19 protein-coding genes are annotated in these 19,459 nt (G+C 62.2%); all 19 read right to left on the reverse strand.

The genetic code is table 11. From position 1 onward, the window contains the following. Nucleotides 1–182: 182 nt before the first annotated feature. Nucleotides 183–707: a phosphoribosyltransferase gene (locus tag KW843_RS11770; RefSeq protein WP_218295346.1), complete on the reverse strand. Its 525-nt coding sequence runs from the start codon at nt 705–707 to the stop codon at nt 183–185. 47 nt (nt 708–754) lie between these two features. Continuing rightward, the gene (locus KW843_RS11775; RefSeq protein WP_218295347.1) at nt 755–2,131 is read right to left on the reverse strand and encodes an adenylosuccinate synthase; all 1,377 of its coding nucleotides are present in this window, start codon (nt 2,129–2,131) and stop codon (nt 755–757) included. Nucleotides 2,132–2,158: 27 nt separating this feature from the next. Further along, complete coding sequence (locus tag KW843_RS11780; protein WP_218295348.1) at nt 2,159–3,307, reverse strand: ATP phosphoribosyltransferase regulatory subunit; 1,149 nt, start codon at nt 3,305–3,307, stop codon at nt 2,159–2,161. A gap of 89 nt (nt 3,308–3,396) precedes the next feature. Continuing rightward, nucleotides 3,397–3,579 (reverse strand): DUF2065 domain-containing protein, encoded by a 183-nt coding sequence (locus tag KW843_RS11785; RefSeq protein WP_218295349.1) that lies wholly within the window; start codon nt 3,577–3,579, stop codon nt 3,397–3,399. 34 nt (nt 3,580–3,613) lie between these two features. Then, nucleotides 3,614–4,525, reverse strand: a complete 912-nt coding sequence (hflC, locus tag KW843_RS11790) for a protease modulator HflC (RefSeq protein WP_218295350.1) — start codon at nt 4,523–4,525, stop codon at nt 3,614–3,616. A 9-nt stretch (nt 4,526–4,534) separates the two neighbouring features. Beyond that, on the reverse strand, nt 4,535–5,908 hold the full coding sequence (hflK, locus tag KW843_RS11795; protein ID WP_218295351.1) for an FtsH protease activity modulator HflK: 1,374 nt from the start codon (nt 5,906–5,908) through the stop codon (nt 4,535–4,537). A gap of 54 nt (nt 5,909–5,962) precedes the next feature. Beyond that, nucleotides 5,963–7,132 (reverse strand): GTPase HflX, encoded by a 1,170-nt coding sequence (gene hflX / locus KW843_RS11800; protein ID WP_218295352.1) that lies wholly within the window; start codon nt 7,130–7,132, stop codon nt 5,963–5,965. A gap of 69 nt (nt 7,133–7,201) precedes the next feature. Then, a complete protein-coding gene (gene hfq, locus KW843_RS11805) occupies nt 7,202–7,456 on the reverse strand; it encodes an RNA chaperone Hfq (protein WP_218295353.1) in 255 nt (84 codons plus the stop codon). Between the two features lie 105 nt (nt 7,457–7,561). After that, nucleotides 7,562–8,905, reverse strand: coding sequence for a ribosome biogenesis GTPase Der (gene der, locus KW843_RS11810; protein ID WP_218295354.1), 1,344 nt, complete (start codon nt 8,903–8,905; stop codon nt 7,562–7,564). Nucleotides 8,906–8,918: 13 nt separating this feature from the next. Further along, nucleotides 8,919–10,046 (reverse strand): outer membrane protein assembly factor BamB, encoded by a 1,128-nt coding sequence (bamB, locus tag KW843_RS11815; RefSeq protein WP_218295794.1) that lies wholly within the window; start codon nt 10,044–10,046, stop codon nt 8,919–8,921. Nucleotides 10,047–10,087: 41 nt separating this feature from the next. Next, on the reverse strand, nt 10,088–10,774 hold the full coding sequence (locus tag KW843_RS11820; protein ID WP_218295355.1) for a tetratricopeptide repeat protein: 687 nt from the start codon (nt 10,772–10,774) through the stop codon (nt 10,088–10,090). A 14-nt stretch (nt 10,775–10,788) separates the two neighbouring features. Next, nucleotides 10,789–12,054 carry a histidine--tRNA ligase gene (gene hisS / locus KW843_RS11825; RefSeq protein ID WP_218295795.1) on the reverse strand — a complete coding sequence of 422 codons (1,266 nt, stop codon included), beginning with the start codon at nt 12,052–12,054 and terminating at the stop codon, nt 10,789–10,791. Nucleotides 12,055–12,207: 153 nt separating this feature from the next. Then, a complete protein-coding gene (gene ispG, locus KW843_RS11830) occupies nt 12,208–13,467 on the reverse strand; it encodes a flavodoxin-dependent (E)-4-hydroxy-3-methylbut-2-enyl-diphosphate synthase (protein ID WP_218295796.1) in 1,260 nt (419 codons plus the stop codon). Nucleotides 13,468–13,487: 20 nt separating this feature from the next. Further along, the gene (locus KW843_RS11835; protein WP_218295356.1) at nt 13,488–14,399 is read right to left on the reverse strand and encodes a RodZ domain-containing protein; all 912 of its coding nucleotides are present in this window, start codon (nt 14,397–14,399) and stop codon (nt 13,488–13,490) included. Next, complete coding sequence (gene pilW, locus KW843_RS11840) at nt 14,392–15,225, reverse strand: type IV pilus biogenesis/stability protein PilW (RefSeq protein ID WP_218295357.1); 834 nt, start codon at nt 15,223–15,225, stop codon at nt 14,392–14,394. The genes KW843_RS11835 and pilW overlap by 8 nt, the downstream gene beginning before the upstream one ends. A gap of 36 nt (nt 15,226–15,261) precedes the next feature. Then, on the reverse strand, nt 15,262–16,386 hold the full coding sequence (rlmN, locus tag KW843_RS11845) for a 23S rRNA (adenine(2503)-C(2))-methyltransferase RlmN (protein ID WP_218295358.1): 1,125 nt from the start codon (nt 16,384–16,386) through the stop codon (nt 15,262–15,264). Nucleotides 16,387–16,473: 87 nt separating this feature from the next. Then, complete coding sequence (gene ndk, locus KW843_RS11850) at nt 16,474–16,899, reverse strand: nucleoside-diphosphate kinase (protein ID WP_008905954.1); 426 nt, start codon at nt 16,897–16,899, stop codon at nt 16,474–16,476. A 92-nt stretch (nt 16,900–16,991) separates the two neighbouring features. Continuing rightward, nucleotides 16,992–18,593 (reverse strand): pseudouridine synthase, encoded by a 1,602-nt coding sequence (locus KW843_RS11855; protein ID WP_218295359.1) that lies wholly within the window; start codon nt 18,591–18,593, stop codon nt 16,992–16,994. Beyond that, a complete protein-coding gene (scpB, locus tag KW843_RS11860; RefSeq protein WP_218295360.1) occupies nt 18,593–19,345 on the reverse strand; it encodes an SMC-Scp complex subunit ScpB in 753 nt (250 codons plus the stop codon). Before scpB ends, KW843_RS11855 begins: the two co-directional genes overlap by 1 nt. Nucleotides 19,346–19,459 lie beyond the last annotated feature (114 nt).

Genomic DNA, 19,459 nt, shown 5'->3' on the forward strand with positions numbered 1-19,459 from the left:
ACCAAACTTTCTTCTTCCACCTTCTCAGCCCCGGCAACAACAAGGCCTAGACCCCATCATCACCCAAACCTCCAGCGCCCCGCATCTCTGCAGCACCGCCTCAGTAGCGAAGCCCTCGACTATAGCACCAATTTCAGAGAGGCAGAAGAAAGTCCGTGAAATTTCAGAATTCGCAGCCCTCTCTACACACGCCACTTCTCAAGCAACTTGTCGGGGCTCAGGCTGTCATAGCCTTCAAAGGGTTGATGAATCCAGGGGTTTGTCGGCAGAAACTCCACAGAGTAGTCCGCAGAGAACGTAGACAGACCCTTCGTCCAGATCACCGCACTGCGCAGTTCGGTGATCGGAGCATAGTTGGTCTTCAACATATTGATCACGGCATGCAGAGTGTGGCCGGAGTCCGCAAGATCATCGACCAGCAGCACCTTACCAGCGATCTCACCCTTGGGAGTTGTGATGAAGCGAGCGATATCCAGATGCCCCTGCACGGTGCCGGCTTCGGCACGGTAGGAGCTGGTGGACATGATGGCCAGGGGCTTGTCGAAGATACGACTCAGGATATCGCCGGGACGCAACCCGCCCCGTGCAAGACACAGGATCGTGTCGAACATCCATCCCGACTGATGCACCTTGAGGGCCAGCTTCTCGATGAGGCTGTGATACTCGTCATAACTGACATAGAGGTGTTTGCCGTCTTCGGTCAACATGAAATGGCTCCTGGATGTATAGCTGTAGAGGCGAGGGTCAAAGGCAATCAGCCAGCGACATAGGGATGGCGCATCATGATGGTGTGATCCCGATCCGGACTAGTAGAAATCATGTCGATCGGCACACCTGTCACCTGTTCGATGCGCTCCAGGTAGCGCCGGGCACTTTCCGGGAGCTTGGCATAGTCGGTCACACCAACGGTGGAGTCACTCCACCCTGGCAATGTCTCGTAGATAGGGGTGCAGCGGGCGATGTCTTCAGCCCCCATGGGCAACAGATCAATGCGTTCGCCATCGAGCTCATATCCCGTGCAAAGCAACAGTTCTTCGAGGCCATCCAGAACGTCCAGCTTGGTGATGCACAAGCCAGAGAGGCCATTGACCTGCGCACTGCGCTTGAGCAATGCGGCATCAAACCAGCCGCAGCGGCGGCTGCGTCCAGTAGTCACGCCCTTTTCAGCACCCACCGTGCTCATGTGGTAACCCGGCGTACCTGGCACTTCCCAGTCCAGCTCGGTGGGAAATGGTCCCCCGCCTACGCGGGTGCAATACGCTTTGGTGATGCCAAGGATGTAATGCAGCATGCCAGGCCCCACGCCGGATCCCGCCGCTGCGTTGCCGGCCACGCAGTTGCTGGAGGTGACATAGGGATAGGTGCCATGGTCCACATCCAGCAACGTACCTTGTGCACCTTCGAACAGGAGATTGGCGCCTTCGCGGTGGGCATCGTTCAATTCACGTGACACATCGGCCATCATGGGCTTGAGCAATTCGGCATGGCGCATCGCCTCTGCATAGACCACGTCAAACTGAACCTTGCCATCCTGGATGTACGGCTTGAGCGCATCACCAAACACGAACGAGCCGGAGCGGAGGTACGTCGTGAGGGTATGGTTGTGCAGGTCCAGCAACTCACGCAGCTTGGCTGCAAACCGCTCTGGGTATTTCAGGTCCTGCACCCGCAGTGCGCGGCGGGCAATCTTGTCTTCGTACGCGGGACCAATACCCCGGCCTGTTGTTCCAATCTTCTCCGTACCGCCCTGCTCGCGCGCGGCTTCACGCGCCACGTCAATGGCAGCATGGAAAGGAAGGATCAAGGGACAGGCCTCGCTGATGCGCAGGCGTGACCGCACTTCAACACCCGCCTTCTCAAGGCCTTCGATTTCCTCGAACAGTTTGGCTGCCGACAGCACGACGCCGTTGCCGATGTAGCACTTCACCCCGGGTCGCATGATGCCGCTGGGAATCAAGTGCAACGCAGTCTTGACCCCATTGATCACCAGCGTATGGCCAGCGTTGTGCCCGCCTTGAAAACGGACCACGCCTTGGGCACTCTCTGTCAGCCAATCAACCAGTTTGCCCTTGCCTTCGTCACCCCACTGGGTCCCGACCACCACTACATTGCGACCTTTGGTTGCTTTCATCTCAAACCCAATTCAATTTTCAATTGCTCAAACAGCCTGCACGACCCACCGGCCCGCAACCTGCACCAGTTCCCGGTCGCAGTGGAACTCGTCCACTTCGCTCTCATGCCCCGGCAGAACGCAGACCACCGTCTCACCCGCCTTGCGGAGTTTGGCGATGGCCGCATTGACCTCATCGGACTCCTCCCATGGGGCCCGGATCGCCGCCTTCAACGCACGCGGCGACACTACGCCGACCACTTGCTTGAGATCCAAGCTGAACCCTGCCGCGGGGCGGTTTCTGCCGAACACGGCCCCCACTTCGTCATAGCGCCCGCCTCGGACCAACGCATCGCTTGCACCCGGTGCATAGATCGCGAAACGTGCACCGCTGTAATACGCATAGCCACGCAAATCGGCCAGATCAAACGTCACGGTAGCCCCCTCCAACCGGGTAGCAAGCCATTTCAAATTTGATAGCAGCAGGGGAATGTCGGGAAAGTGCTTGAGCGCTTTTTCAGCCTCATCCAACACAGCCTGATCTCCATACAGCTGCAGCAGCGCCAGCAAACCTTTGCGAGACTTCTCGGGGAAAGCGCGGGTCAAAGACACCAATTCGCCAGCGTCCTTGGCAGCCAGCGCGGCATGGATGGCACTCAACACCTGCGCATTCAGCGGCACGCCAGCCAGCAGGCTGCGCACAATCCGCACGTCCCCCAGGTCGATCGTCGTGCCACGAACGTCCGCAACCCGCAGGCACTCCCGGGCTAACTGCAAAGCCTCGAGGTCCGCCTCCAGCCCGGCATGCCCGTATATCTCCGCGCCGAACTGCAGGGGCTCGCGTGTGGCATGGGGACGGTCAGGCCGGGTGTGCAGTACGGGGCCGCAATAGCACAGCCGAGCAACCCCCTTGCGATTGAGCAGGTGCGCATCGATGCGGGCCACTTGGGGGGTGGTGTCCGCCCGCAGCCCCATGGAACGCCCGGAGAGCTGATCCACCAGCTTGAAAGTCTGGAGGTCGAGCGCCTCGCCAGTACCTGTCAGCAAGGATTCGAGATGCTCCAGCAAAGGAGGCATCACCAGCTCATAGCCATAACAACGGGCTGTATCAAGCAGCCCGCGACGCAATTCTTCGATGTGCCGCGCTTCGGACGGCAAGACATCGGCAATGTGATCCGGAAGGACCCAAGCAGACATGGAGAAAAGGGGAGGCTGTTAAAACCGTGATTCTACCGGGAGGAGAGCGAAGGCCCGAGAGACTCCACCGCCAGGACTCCAAGCCCAGGTCAGAACCACAGCATGGCAACACCGGCAACGATGGTCAGCAATGCGAAAAAACGTATCTGGCCATCCTGCAGCAGTGCAATCTGGGAGACCGCACGCCGCCAGCCCTGTGGCGATAGGAAGGGCAATAGCCCTTCAATCACCAGCACGAGGGCCAGAGCCGTCCAAAGGCTGTCAAAAGTCACTGCGGCAAGCTACCAACAGCCAGGGCGGGGAAACTCACTTGCGTGCCGCGGCGGCAGGCGCCGTGGCCGAGGTTCCACCTCGGAAAGTCTTGAAGAATTCCGAAGACGAAGGATCGAGGACCATCACGTCGGTCTTCTTGTTGAAGCTGGACTTGTATGCCTCCAGGCTGCGGTAAAACTGGGCAAACTGTGGGTCCCGGCCAAAAGCCTCGGCGTAGATGCGCGCTGCTTCAGCATCGCCTTCACCCTTGATCTTCTGGGCATCGCGGTAGGCATTGGCAATCGCTATCTCACGCTGACGATCTGCATCCGCCCGAATTTTTTCGCCCTCGGCCGCCCCTGTGGAGCGCAGTTCATTGGCGACACGCTTACGCTCAGCCTCCATGCGCCGGTAGACCGATTCCGTGATGGCTTCCACGTAGTCGACGCGGGTAATGCGCACATCCACCACGTCCACACCCCAGGGCTTGGCCCCGCGAACGGTCTCGAGCACTTCGCGCTTGACATCTGCCATCAGCGCCTCGCGTTTGAGAGACAGCAGTTCCTTGACAGTGCGCTTGTTGATTTCCTCCTGAAAGGCATTGCGCACTACCCGATTGAGCTGCATGGCCCCGGCGCTTTCGTCCAACCCCACATTGCGGATGTACTCCGTGGGTTCGGAGATACGCCAGCGCACATACCAGTCGATGACCACACGCTGTTTTTCAGCCGTCAGCATGGGTTCTGTATCGCTGCTGTCCAGCGTCAGAAGACGCTTGTCGATATACGACACGTTCTGGAAAGGCGGCGGCAGCTTGAAATTCAAGCCCGGCTCGGTAATCACTTCCTTGATCTGCCCCAGCGCGTAGAGCACGCCAAACTGGCGCTGGTCCACCACGAAAAGCATGGAGCTCATGAGGGCCAGCACCACCAGGAGGGTAGATGCAATAAATCCGACTCTGTTCACGAGCAGCTCCTAGCGAGATTCACGATCGCGTGTGCGACTGCTGTCACGCGCTCGGGGGTCATTCGAAAAAGTGGACGAAGGCACGGCTGGCACCACCGCCGGCGCGGGCGCAGCGGCAGCCGGAGCATCCAGAGGCCCTGCTCCGCTCGCCACGCCTTGCATGATCTTGTCCAGGGGCAGATACAGCAGATTGGAGCCCTGGCGCGACTCGACCAGCACTTTGGTCACATTGCCGTAAATCTGCTGCATGGCCTCCAGGTACATGCGGTCACGGGTCACCTGAGGCGATTTTTGGTATTCCGCCAGAATGGAAGAGAAGCGTTGCGCATCGCCTTGCGCCTGCGCAACAATCCGCGCCTTGTAAGCTGCCGCCTCCTCATTCAAGCGCGACGCAGAGCCCACTGCACGCGGGATGACATCATTGGCGTATGCCTGCGCTTCGTTCTTGGCCCGCTCGCGCTCCTGCCCTGCTTTCAGCACATCGTCAAACGACGCCTGCACCTGTTCAGGTGGACGCACCCCGCCCTGCTGCAGGTTGATTCCAACAACTTCGACACCGACCTTGTAGCGGTCAAGAATGGTTTGCATGAGCGCACGGACCCGCGGCGCAATCTGGTCACGCTCTTCGGCCAGGGCCGTATCCATGCGCATCTTTCCTACCACTTCGCGAACCGCCGTTTCGGCGGCCTGTACCACTGCATCCGACGGATTCTTGCTTTCAAACAGCCAGGCGCGTGCATCACTCAAGCGGTACTGCACGGCAAACTTGATCTCGACGATGTTCTCGTCTTCGGTGAGCATGGCCGACTCGCGCAGGCCGGTGCTCTTGATGACGCTGTCCCGGCCCACGTCGGCGGAGCGAATCTGGGTCACGAAAACAAGCTCGTGGCGCTCGATGGGGTATGGCAATCGCCAGTTGAAACCCGCGCCCACCGTACTCTTGTATTTGCCAAACTGAGTGATCACGGCCTGCTGGCCTTCCTGGACGATGAAGAACCCTGTCCCCATCCAGATGACAAACACAATCCCGGCGATCAGCCCCACACCAACGCCTGCGCTCTTCATGTCGGGTTGGAACCCGCCGCCCGAACCGCCACCGTTGCCCGGCCCGCGCCCGCCGCCGTTCTTGGATCCAAACAATCCGCCCAGCTTACGGTTCAGGTCGCGCCACAGTTCGTCGAGATCCGGCGGCTGCCCATTGCCCGGGCGCTGGTCCCCCCCTCGGTTTCCCGAAGGCGGGGGAACGGGGCGGTCCTCTGGGCGTGCGCCATCATCGGACTTGTTGTCTTCGCCACGTCCCCACCGGGGATCGTTCAGGTTGAACATGCCCCGAATACGTGCTGGCAGCGAAGTCCAGCCTAGGGTGCGATTTTGGAAATTCATGCGCAAAGTCTCTGGTTCTCTGGATGGCATCGGTAATGCTGGCATTGTGCCCAATCAGGGCTCGGACCCTGGCAATTCAATGGCGGCACCAGGGGTCATGCCTTCTTGAGCCGCAATCACCACCCTGGATGCAAGCGCCTGGCGAAGCGTGTCCAGCCCTTCGCTGGAGCGCGCGCTCACGAACAGGCGCTGGAACAATTGCCCGTCCACATCGTACTGATCCTCCAGAAGCGGGGGACGTTGCTCCGCCTGCAGCGCATCCAGCTTGTTGAACACCAGTATCTGAGGAATATCCGCAGCCCCGATCTCATGCAGCACTTTCTGGACCTGCGCCATCTGCTCCGGAAAACCCGGATTGGAGGCATCCACCACATGAAGCAGCAGATCCGCATCAATGGCCTCCTGCAACGTCGCCTGGAATGCATCCACCAGGCCATGGGGCAGGTCGCGAATGAATCCCACCGTATCGGAGAGGGACACCGATCGTCCTGCAGCGCCCAGATACAGTTGGCGCGTTGTCGTGTCCAGCGTGGCAAACAGTTGGTCTGCGGCATAGGCACGGGCCTTCACCAACGCATTGAACAAGGTGGACTTGCCCGCATTGGTGTAGCCGACCAATGAAATATTGAAGGTGTCGCGCCGCTCCCGTTGCCGCCTCTGGGTGGACCGCTGCCGCTTGACCTTGACAAGACGCTCGCGGGTGCGCTTGACGGCGTCGCCAATCATCCGGCGGTCGAGTTCAATCTGCTTCTCGCCAGGGCCACCACGTGCGCCAATCCCACCCGTCTGACGCTCCAGGTGAGACCATCGACGCACGAGGCGGGTACTGAGGTACTGCAGTCGCGCGAGCTCCACCTGAAGCTTGCCCTCATGGCTGCGGGCGCGCTGGGCAAAAATCTCCAGAATCAGCAGCGTGCGGTCGTTGACTGGAAGCTCAAGGTGACGCTCCAAGTTACGTTGCTGGGCTGGGCTGAGCGATTGATCGAACAGCACCTCAACCGCACCGTGCATCTGTGCCGCAGTGCGAATTTCGTCTGCCTTGCCACTTCCGACAAACAAGGCCGCGTCCGGGGCCTTGCGTTTGCATGTCAGGCGGCCAACCGGGTTCATGCCCGCCGTCTGTGCGAGCAGGCCCAATTCCTCGAGATCGCCATCAAAATGGGGAAAACCAAAGTCCACCCCCACCAGCAACACCGGGGTGCCGTCCACGCGCGAAGATGTCATCGCATGCAAATCAGATGGCCTTCTCGCACCATCCGTGCAAGAAGCGAAGACCGGTTCAGAAACAACAACTCAAGCGTTGCTGCTATCTGCATCAGGGGTGTCGGCGGTGGAAAAATTGACGGCGCGACCTGGCACGATGGTGGAAATAGCGTGCTTGTAAACCATCTGGGTCACTGTATTGCGCAGCAACACCACATACTGGTCGAATGACTCGATCTGCCCCTGCAGCTTGATTCCATTCACCAGATAGATGGAAACAGGAACATGCTCCCGACGCAGCGCGTTGAGGAAGGGATCTTGCAAAAGCTGGCCTTTATTGCTCACGATATTCTCCGTGTTCAAAATGTTGTTGTAAACCAGCACCTTACCACAGCCCGAAGGGCAAATCGGGCTGGTAGTGCATGGCCCTTCAGGGCTCCAGCCTTTGGATCAGGCCTCGTCCTTGTCGGCAAAAGGATTGTGGGAGGTTTTCATTTCTATCCGCAGCGGCGTGCCCACCAGATCAAACTCTTTGCGGAAGCGTCCTTCCAGGAAGCGCTTGTAGGCATCGGTGACATGTTCGAGCGAATTGCCATGGATCACGATCACCGGCGGGTTCATGCCCCCCTGGTGTGCATACCGCATCTTGGGGCGGAACATGCCTGCCCGCTTGGGACTTTGGAACTGCACAGCCTCCAGGAGCAGGCGTGTGAGCACCGGCGTGGACATTTTGCAGGTTGCCGCCTTGTGCGCCTGGGCGATCGACGTCCACAGCGGCCCCAGCCCCTGCCGCTTCTTGGCGGAAATGAAATGCATCGAGGCAAACTTCAGAAAGGCGAGCCGGGTCTCGATGGACCGCTCCAGCAACTGGCGCTGGTAGTCGTCCACGGCATCCCACTTGTTGACAGCCACCACCACGGCCCTGCCGCTTTCAAGGATGTAGCCTGCGATGTGCGCATCCTGATCCGTGACCCCCTGGGTCGCGTCCAGCAGCAGCAGAACCACGTTGGCCGATTCAATGGCCTGGAGGGTCTTCACGACCGAAAATTTCTCGATCGCCTCAAACACCTTGCCCTTGCGGCGCAACCCCGCCGTATCGACCAGCTCGAAGCGTTGGCCATTGCGCTCGAATGGCACGGTGATGGCATCCCGGGTCGTGCCTGGCATGTCAAACGCGACAAGGCGCTCCTCACCAAGCCAGGTGTTGATCAGCGTCGATTTACCGACATTGGGCCGCCCTGCGACGGCAAGCTTGATGATGCTCTTGTCGGAGCCGGCCTCGGAGTCGTCCGGCTCAGGAAGCTGCAGGGGTTCCAGGGCGATATCAACCAGACTGCGGATACCCTGCCCATGCGCCGCGGACACGGGATACACCTCGCCCAGCCCCAGCTCATAAAACTCTGCCAGCTGCACACCTTCCAGCATGCCCTCCGCCTTGTTGGCGACCAGCACACAGGGTTTGCCAAGGCGGCGCAGGTAGTTTGCAATGTCATGGTCCTGCGCAGAAACGCCGGCACGTGCATCGACCACGAAGATGACCACATCGGCCTCGGCAACGGCCTGCTGCGTCTGCTTGGCCATCTCCTTGTAGATGCCACTCGATGCATCAGGCTCGAAGCCCCCTGTATCGATGACGATGTACTCGTGCTTGCCTTGCTTGCCATTGCCGTAATGCCGGTCCCGCGTCAGCCCGGCGAAATCCGCCACGATGGCGTCGCGAGACTTGGTCAGACGGTTGAAAAGCGTGGACTTGCCGACATTCGGACGCCCGACGAGGGCGATAACTGGCTTCATTGAATAAGATCCATCAATCAGGACGGAATCCGTAGACGCCACCGTTTCGCGTGACCACCACCAGCGTATCGGCAGCGACAGCGGGCGCCGCAGCTATGCCGGATGCATCGGTGGCAATGCGGTTAAGCGGAGAACCGTCCGCACGGGAAAGCAGATGAACGAGGCCTGCATCGTCCCCGACCACCACCGAGCGTCCCAGCAGCAAAGGCGCTGTCAGTTTGCGGTGCTTGAGCCTGTCCGTCGCCCACAGGCGTGAGCCGTCGCTGCGGCGCCACGCAATCACCGTGCCATTGCTCTCGGCCCCGAACAGCGCTTCGCCATCGCCGTGCACTCCATCGGCTCCACTGGCCGGCTGCGTCCAGGCCACCGCGCCTCTGGCCGTATTGACGCAACCCACAGCCGACTGGAAGGCCCGTGCACAGACGGAGTCCCCTACCCGGCTGGTACGGCCGACCAGTTCCACCAGGCGTTCGACATCATTGGTACCGCGCGAGCTGGCCAGCGGCGCCTCCCAGCGAACGCTGCCGTTGTCCGGGTTCAAACCCACAAGGCGGCCGGCAAAACCCGCCACCAAGGTATCTCCCACAGCCAGGAGTACGCCGGCTTGGCGCAAGACCAAGGGGTCTCCAGGGCGCTGCTGGCTCCAGAGCTTGCGCCCCGTCACAGCATCGTAGGCGGCCAGCGACCGATCCGTCGACAGCACAAAGACACGCCCGCCAGCGACCAGGGGGGGCGTGAATACCTGCGCAGCCAAGGATTGCCGCCAACGCTCACGGCCGGCATCCAGAACAATCAACGTGTTGCTGCGGGACACGACAGCCGCAGACTTTCCATCGCTTCCCACACCCGCGGACAAGGGCTCGGCCAGTGCGGTGCGCCATACGTCTCCACCGGTGCGCGCATCGATCGCAGCCACCACACCGTCAGCGGATGCCACGGTCACCACATTGCCTGCGGAGTGGACCTCCAGCGGAAATCCTCCAACATTGCCGATGCGCGCTGTCCATGCCTGCCGCACACCCAGGACAGCGACATTGGCCCCCAGATCGGCAGGTACGGGTTTGGAGCTGCTGCCACTCCACAGCGAACACCCGGCCAACGTGGCGACCAGCACCGCGGACGAAACGCCACGCAGCAGCATCCGCCCGCCCGGCGTGTTGTTTGCACGATTGAACGCCATGGTTATTTCACCCCTTCCACAGGAGCAGCCACAGCCACCGCGATACCCTGCGGCGAGACCCCCAAGGCACCAAGCTTGATTTCCACGAGGCGCCGATACTCCACACTCTCCTCGAAGGCCTTGTATGCCTTCGCATACTCCGCGATCGCCTCTGTGCGCTTGCCCTGCAGGGCATAGATATCCCCCTTGCGATCTGCGAACACCGCTTCAAACTCAAGGGGAGTGCTGCCAGACACCTGCTTGAGCGCCTCATCGTAGTTTTTCTGGTCCATCAGCACGCTGGCCAAGCGCAACCTGGCCAGCGCCTTGAGGCCATCATCCCCTGACTGGGCGGCCACCCAGGCCAGCGCTTCTTTCGCGCCATCGGCATTGCCGGCATCCACCATCGTCTTGGCGAGCGCGAGGCCGGCCTGGCTGGCCTGCGTAGTGCCCGAATACTTGGCCTTGAGGTCGGCAAACGCCTGCGCCATGCGCGCTTGATCCCCCGTCCGGGCAGCCACATCCACGGCATCAAAGAGCGCCGCGGCCTGGCTCGCCTGGCGGTTTTGCCAATACTGGTATCCGTTCCACGCAACCAGGGAGCCCGCCACCAGAATCAGTACCGAACTGATGAGCGTGCCCCAGGTATTCCAGAAATGCTTGAGCTGGTCAAGCTGTTCTTGTTCTTCGAGATCTAGGTGATTTGCCATGGAATATGTTCTGTTTAGCGGTTGGATTGTAGGTGGGACACCCATTCGACCAGGGAGTCCAGCGGTTGCTCGGCCTGCGCTCCGACACCATCGCGCAAGGACTTGACAACAACCATCCCTCGGGAGAGCTCATCGTCGCCAAAGACCAGCGCATGCAGCGCGCCGCTCGCATCTGCCTTCTTGAACTGGGACTTCATGCTGCCCATTCCTTCACCGCCTGCGGGCGCAGCATGCATCTGCACACTGACGCCGAGTTGCCGCAGGCGCTCGATGGCCGCAACCGCCACCGGCAACGCCGCCGCCGAGGGAATCACCGCATACACATCGGGAGCCAGCGCCGGCAATGCGCTGGCCTGCTCCTTGAGGAGTTCGAGCACACGCTCAACCCCCAGCGCCCAGCCCACCGCTGGCGCAGCCTTGCCACCAATCTGACCGATCAGGTAGTCGTAGCGGCCGCCGCCACAGATCGTGCCCTGCGAGCCCAATTGGTCGGTGACGAACTCGAACACGGTCAGGTTGTAGTAGTCCATGCCCCTGACAAGGCGCGGATTGACGGTCCATGCGACGCCATTGGCACTCAGGATGGACTTCACTGCGTCGAAATGCGCGAGCGACTCCGGCCCCAGGAAATCGATCAACCGAGGTGCGGCCTCCACGATGGCCTGCATGGCGGGGTTCTTGGTATCCAGAATGCGCAGGGGGTTGCTGTGCAAACGCCGGCGTGCTTCTTCGTCCAGCACATCGGCATGCTGCTCGAGGTACGAGATCAGCGCAGCACGATGGGCCTTGCGTTCATGGGGCTCGCCCAGGCTGTTGAGCTCCAGCCGCACATTCTGAAGCCCCAGTTCACGCCACAGCGCCTGGGCCAGCAAAATCAGTTCCGCGTCGACTTCGGCGCCCGGAAAACCCAGCGCCTCGGCGCCAATCTGATGGAACTGGCGATACCGCCCGCGCTGCGGACGCTCGTGGCGGAACATGGGCCCCATGTAGTACAGGCGCTTGCCCCCGTCGTACAGCATGGAATGCTCGGCCACGGCGCGCACGACGCCTGCCGTCGCCTCGGGGCGCAGGGTCAGGTGCTCGCCATTGAGACGGTCCTCGAACGAGTACATCTCTTTTTCAACAATATCGGTCACCTCGCCGAGCCCCCGCACAAAAAGCGGCGTGGGCTCGACGATCGGCGTACGGATATTGCGGTAGGCGTAGCGCGCCATCAGGCCCCGGACCTTGGCCTCCAGCCACTCCCAGCGGGCAGATTCCGGAGGCAGGATGTCATTCATGCCTTTCACGGCCACCAGCTTTTCCGGCTTGGGCGAGGTGGCGCTTTTTTCGTTACTCACAGCTGTTCTTTTCTTATCCAATTATTTTGAGAGAGCTTCCTTGCGGCCCCACTGCGGGGGCCGAGCAAGGGCTGTCGGCGCGGATGCAGCGGGTCAGGCGGCGGGAACCCCGGCACCGAAACGCTTTTCAATGTACTGCTCGACGATCTGATGGAACTCATTGGCAATGTTCTCGCCGCGCAGAGTCAGGGCCTTTTCGCCATCAATGAACACAGGGGCCGCAGGCGCCTCACCCGTACCGGGCAGGCTGATGCCGATGTCTGCGTGCTTGCTTTCGCCAGGACCGTTGACGATGCACCCCATCACGGCGACGCGCAGATTCTCGACGCCGGGATAACGAACCCGCCATACGGGCATCTGGGCACGCAGAAAATCGTCGATCTGCTTGGCCAGGTCCTGAAAGGTCGTGCTTGTGGTGCGGCCACAGCCCGGGCATGCCGTGACGCTGGGGACAAACATACGCAGACCCAACGCCTGCAATATCTCGGAGGCGACCACCACCTCCTGCGTGCGCGCCTCCCCGGGCTGGGGCGTCAGGGACACGCGAATGGTATCGCCGATGCCTTCTTGCAGCAGAACCGACAGCGCGGCTGCCGACGCCACCGTGCCCTTGGTTCCCATGCCCGCTTCCGTCAGCCCCAGATGCAGCGCATAGTCGCAGCGGCGTGCGAGCTCACGATAGACGGAAATCAGATCCTGCACCCCACTGACCTTGCACGACAGGATGATCTGATTGCCATCCAGCCCCATCTGCTCGGCCCGGCGAGCGGACTCGATGGCCGACGTGATGAGCGCCTCATACATGACCTGGCGCGCCTCCCAGGGCGAGGACCGGCGGCTGTTGGCGTCCATAAGGTCCACCAGCAGATCCTGATCGAGACTGCCCCAATTCACCCCGATGCGTACCGCCTTGTTCCACCGCATGGCGGCATCGATCATCTGGCCAAACTGCCGGTCCCTCTTGTCACCCTTGCCGACATTGCCCGGATTGATGCGGTACTTGGACAGCGCCTGTGCGCAATCGGGAAAATCCGTGAGCAGCCGGTGCCCGTTGTAGTGAAAGTCTCCCACGAGCGGCACACTTTCTCCCATCCGGTCCAGTTGTTCCCGGATATAGGGCACCGCCGCCGCGGCCTCGGGGGTATTCACGGTAATCCGCACGAACTCCGAACCCGCCTGCGCCAGCTCCTTGACCTGTATGGCCGTGCCGATGGCATCCACCGTATCGGTATTTGTCATGGATTGCACGCGCACGGGCGCATCGCCGCCCACCGTCACGACACGGGATCCCCACACGATCCTGGCTTGGCGTGAGCGCCGAGGCAAAGGGGATGCAATCGCAATGGGCCCCATATCACCAGATACCTGTTCCACTATTTCACCTCGAAGCGAGCAACGTTTTCACGCGACACAGTCGTCAGGTCGAAAGGCTTTCCGCGCACGAAGACCTCCGTCACGTCCGCGCGTCCGATGACAACCGCCAAAGGCATCGACCCGGCGACCGACACCGACTCGCCCGCGACCAGATTGCGCTGCAGCGCTACCGCGCCTGCGGAGTCCCGCACCTGCACCCAGGATTCACTGCGCGCGCGCAGCACCAGCGCACCTGCGGGGGGTGCGGCTGCGCTGGCGGCCGCCACCGGGGCCGATGCAACACCATTGGCAGCCGCGGGCGCGGCTGCATCGGGGCGCCCCGCCGCAACTGGCGCGGGGCTCTCCGGCTTGCGCTCGGCAACGCCGGTCGCGGCACTCGATACTTCTGTGGGTGCGGGGCTGGCCTGAGGTTCCGCGATGACCGAAGGAGCGGCCGTCACCGGGGCAGGTGCCTGCACTGCGCCTGTCGTGCTCGTCGTCCCGTCCTGCTGGCGGGGAAAGAAAACAAGGACGAGAGCTCCCACCAGCAGCGCCAGCACCACCAAGGTGACGGACCGCGAAGTGGATCCCGAAAAGGACCCCGAGGACGAAGACGACTTGCCAGAACCGCCCTTCACGGGTGCATTGAGACCGGCACTGTCCGTGGCCAGACGCGGACTCTTGCTTTGCGGCAACAGCGACAGGACGGGCGCAGGATCGAGCTTGAGTGTCCTGCAGATGCTGGATGCCAGCGCCCGCACAAACACCGTATCAGGCAGCGCCTCGTAGTTGTCGGCCTCCAGCGCCTCCAGCTTGCTGACCGGCACCTTCAGCGCCACGGCCAAGGCGGCAATGTGCATGCCGGATGCCTGCCGCGCTTCCCTGAGCAATCCACCCGCCGTCATTCCACCACTCTCCAGAACCTCACTCATTGAAAGCCCCACGCTCGTATGCCCCCAGTTCCCGCGAATCCGGGAAACGCTTGCGCAACTGTTCCGCCAGCTGCTTCATGGCCACGGAGTCACCCAGGCCACGCTCCACCTTGATTCCGAGCCACAGCGACTCGGAGTTGGCAAACTGGCTGTTGTTCAGCCGCCGGATATAGAACTGGGCGCGGGTCAGCTCGTTGCGCCGCAACAAAAGCGCAGCCAGGTGGTAGCCCACCACGGGGTTGGCGGCATCCAATTCATAGGCCTTGAGCAGTGACTGCTCGGCTTCGGCGAACTGACCGGCCCCCGACTGGCAAAGCCCGCGTGCCATGAGTGTCTTGCTGCGCGCGGTGTAGGAAGGATTGGCCAGCGCCCGCCCGAATTGCTGGTCCGCTTCTGCGTACTTCTGCTGCTGGCAGAGCAACCAGCCGTAGTTGTGCAACAGGTTGGGATCGTTCCCCCTGAGCGCCAGCGCCCTGCGAAAACTGTCGTCCGCCTGCGCAAAATCGTTCAGCCGCATGTAGATGAGGCCGCGCAGGTTGAAGGCGTCGGAATACGTGGGATCGGCCGCCAGCGCCTGCTTGACTTCATCAAGCGCCACGGCGGTCTGGCCGTTCTCGAAATAGTTGGATGCAAGCTCCAGGCGGATGCGGGCACGGCGCCGCGTTTCAGGCTCATCGGACGGAGTGACCAATCCCGCATTGGTATCCACGGTGGACATGCTGTTGTTGGTCGCACACCCCTGCAGTACGGACATGCATGCGAGCACGCCACATGCCGTGAGTGTCCAGCGGCCAAGTTGCTGCCAGCTTCCAACCAATCCCACCATGTAGAGCCTCCTTGAAGTATGCCGATTGCTTGCTGATCAAGTCACCGGTTTGAGCACGATTGTCCGCTGCTTTGCCATGCGCTCGGCGGCCCGTGTGCGATCCTTGACATCTCCCGCGAGCTGGCCACAGGCCGCGTCGATATCATCTCCCCGGGTCTTGCGCACCGTTGTGACAATACCTGCATCGCTCAGGACCTTCGCAAACGCAACCACCTGATTTTGCGCAGATCGCAACAGCCCCGATGCGGGAAATGGATTGAAGGGAATGAGATTGAATTTGCAGCGCACCCCTGCGCCACGGGCGGGCTTGACCAGCTCGATCAGCTGCTGCGCATGCTCCAGCTGGTCATTGACGCCATCGAGCATGCAGTATTCAAAAGTGATGAAATCACGCGGTGCGTGCGCCAGATAGCGGTTGCAGGCCTCCAGCAGCTCTTCGATCGGATACTTGCGATTGAGCGGTACCAGATTGTCCCGCAGCGGATCGTTGGGCGCATGCAAAGACACGGCCAGGGCCACCGGGCAATCCTGCGAGAGGCGGTCCATCATGGGGACCACGCCCGACGTGGATACCGTCACCCGCCGCCGCGACAGACCATACCCATGGTCATCGAGCATGACGCGCAAGGCGGGCACGAGCGCCGAGTAGTTCTGCAGCGGCTCGCCCATCCCCATCATCACGACGTTCGAGATCACCCGATCTTCGGACTTGAGGCGTTTGCGCAAGGAATGCTCTGCAAACCACAACTGCGCGACGATCTCGCCCGTGGTCAGATTCCTGCTGAAACCCTGATGCCCCGTGGAGCAAAAGCGGCACCCCACGGCACAGCCGGCCTGGGAGGAAATACACAGCGTTCCGCGGTCATCCTCAGGAATGAAGACGGCTTCCACCGCATTGCCATCCCCCACGGCGAACAGCCACTTCACCGTGCCGTCCGAGGAAACATGCTCTGAGATGACCGGCAAGGCCTCGACGCGGGCGCAACCCCTGAGCTTGTCGCGCAGGGCCTTGGCCAGATCGCTCATGGCGTCAAAGTCACTGGCGCCGCGCTGGTGGATCCAGCGAAACAGCTGGGTGGCGCGAAAACGCTTTTCGCCCAGTTGCTGGCAGAAAGCAGCCAGGCCGTCGAGGTCAAATTCCAGCAGGTTGGTGGTGGTCATCGCGCCCTCCCAGTGACGGGCCGAGCGCGGTCGTCCCCATGGCGCAGGTGTCCCACGATTGCGGGAACAGGCATGGGGAGCACCATATCAGCGCGAGTAGATGTTCAGGCCGGGGAAGAAGAAGGCCACTTCTGCCTGGGCGGTTTCAGCTGCGTCGGAACCATGCACTGCATTGGCATCGATGCTGTCAGCGAAGTCGGCGCGGATGGTGCCGGCTTCTGCCTTCTTGGGGTCCGTGGCGCCCATGAGTTCGCGGTTCTTCAGAATCGCGTTTTCACCTTCCAGGGCCTGGATCATCACGGGGCCGGAGATCATGAAGTCCACCAGGTCCTTGAAGAAAGGACGCTCCTTGTGCACGGCGTAGAACTGCTCGGCTTCCAGGCGCGACAGGTGGGCCATGCGTGCAGCCACGACCTTGAGGCCGGCAGCTTCAAAGCGTGCATAGATCTGACCGATGACATTCTTGGCCACTGCGTCGGGCTTGATGATGGAGAGGGTGCGTTCGATTGCCATGTTGATTTCCTGAATGGATGATGTTGCTGTAATTCGTTTGCCCACTGGACAAAGCCCTCGATTCTAACCGGGCAGACCGGCGCAGCGTGCGCTCAGCGCCCGCCACCCCCGCGGCGAGGGCCGCCTCCGCCGGGGCGCCGCTTGTCCTGGCGGTGCCGCGAGAGGCTGTCCATGCCGATATAGCCCACCGAGGTCTTCATCGGATCCGGCTGTACCGCCCCGCGCTGGCGGTCACCGCCGCCGGCATTGTTGCCGCGGGCCTGACCTTGTTGTCCATTGTCACGGCGGGGTTTCTGGCCACGGGGGCCGCCCGGCGCCCCCTGCGACATGTCGCGGCGCGGGCCGTCGCCCACGCGGGGCCCGTTGCGCCCCCGGTTGCGCTTGTTGCCGCCGCGCCCGCCCGCACCCGGCCCCTCTTCCAACCGGCCTTCGGCCGGAGCCTCCGGCCGTCCGGCACCGGCGGCCTGGACCAGGGCGCGGATGTCACTCTCATCGAGTTCCAGCCAGGCGCCGCGCTTGAGCCCGCGCGGCAGCACCATGGCGCCGTACCGGATACGGATCAGCCGGCTGACCGCATGTCCCACAGACTCCAGCATCCGACGCACCTCGCGGTTGCGCCCTTCGGAAATGGTGACCCGGTACCAGCAGTTGGAGCCTTCGCCACCGCCATCCTCGATCGATCCAAAGGATGCCATGCCATCGTCCAGGCGCACGCCATCCAGCAGCTTCTGCTTTTCTTCGTTGCTCAAGGCGCCCAGCACCCGCACGGCGTACTCGCGCTCCAAGCCAAAACGCGGGTGCATGAGCTTGTTGGCAAGTTCGCCGGAACTGGTGAACAGCAGCAGGCCTTCGGTGTTCAGATCCAGGCGCCCGACAGACTGCCACTTGCCCTGCATGAGCCGGGGCAGCTTGCGAAAGACAGTGGGCCGGTTCTGGGGGTCGTCATGGGTCACCACTTCGCCCACCGGCTTGTGGTACGCGATCACGCGCGCGGGCGGCGGGTCGATCCGGTAGCGGATGGGCTTGCCGTTGACCTTGACCTGGTCTCCGAACTGGATGCGCTGTCCGATATGGGCAGGCTCGTTGTTCACGGAGATGCGCCCTTCCAGGATGAGCTGCTCCATCTCGAGCCGCGACCCCAGCCCCGCCTGGGCCAGCACCTTGTGAAGCTTGGGCGTTTCCAGCTGGGGCAGCAATACGCGCTTGGCGGGAACGGCGTCGGCCGACGCATCATCCTCATCGAAGCGGCCCGACACCACATCCTCGAACTGATAGCCATCCACCACCGGCGCCGCCTTGCGCCTGTCGCGCCCGGCACCTTCGGGGCGTTGGGGCGGCCTGCCGCCGGGCTGGCCCTGGTTCCTGCGGCCGCCCTGCCCTGGCTGGCCCACAGACTCAAAGCCTTCCGCATGCGCCGCCGCAGCCTCGGCCTCGGGCCCTGCAACCACCTGCGACGAGGAGAGCGCCTCGGGCGACAACTCCGCAGCTGTCACGGGCTCCACCTCAGAAACGGCCTCGGGGGCCGCCGAAGCGATGGCGTCGCCAGCAGCACTTTGCTCCTCGGCAACCACAGCCACCGGCACCGCCTTCTTGCGCGGGGCGCGCTTGGCAGCAGGTTTCTTCGGCGCCGCAGCCGCCTGCGCAGGCGCAGCCTCCGGCAGATCAGCCGGCATTTCGGGGGTCGAATCGTTCATCAAGTATTTCCCTGGATACCACCCGGGGTATCGGCATCGTCGTCGCGGAGATCCGTCTCCGCATTCTGAAAAAAGTCTTCCACGGGCAGCACCGCATCCGGCGCCGCGCCCGGTTCTGGCGGCTGTTGGCCCGGGCCGGGCTCCGATGGCGCAGCGACCAGCTCCGCTGCCGGTTCGGGCTCCGGCTCTATCACCCCTTGGGCGGCAGCGGCCATGGCCTCCAGGACATTGGCATTGCCGGTGGGGTCATCCAGCACCGGCAACTGGTCCAGCGACTGCAGCCCCATGTCATCCAGAAACTGCCGCGTGGTCGCAAACAGCGCCGGACGCCCCACCGTTTCCCGGTGGCCGATGACCTCGACCCAGCCCCTGTCTTCCAGCTGCTTGACGATCAGGCTGTTGACCGTCACCCCCCGGATGTCCTCGATATCACCCCGCGTCACAGGCTGGCGATACGCAATGATCGCCAAGGTTTCCATGGTGGCCCTCGAATAGCGCGGCGGCTTTTCGGGGTGCAGCCGGTCGAGGTACTCGCGCATCTCGGGCCGGCTCTGGAAACGCCAGCCCGTGGCCACCTGAACCAGCTCCACGCCACGCTGCGTCCATTCCAGCTGCAGCTCCTGCAGCAATACCTTGAGCGTGTCCGACCCCAGCGCGTCATGGAACAGCACCCGCAGCTCGCGCAAAGGCACAGGCTGCTGCGCGCAGATCAACGCAGTTTCGAGGACCCTTTTGGCATCCACCGTGTTCATGGTTCAGCGATTCCTGGAAAAGTGCCACGCGTTGCAACGGGTGTCACATCAACAGCAGGGGGCAATCAATGGCGCGCTGTGCAAGGGTGCTGGCGCGACGCAAGAGCCCGGCGG

It is taken from the genome of Acidovorax sp. sif1233 (genome assembly GCF_019218755.1).
In the GTDB taxonomy this organism is placed as follows: domain Bacteria; phylum Pseudomonadota; class Gammaproteobacteria; order Burkholderiales; family Burkholderiaceae_C; genus Acidovorax.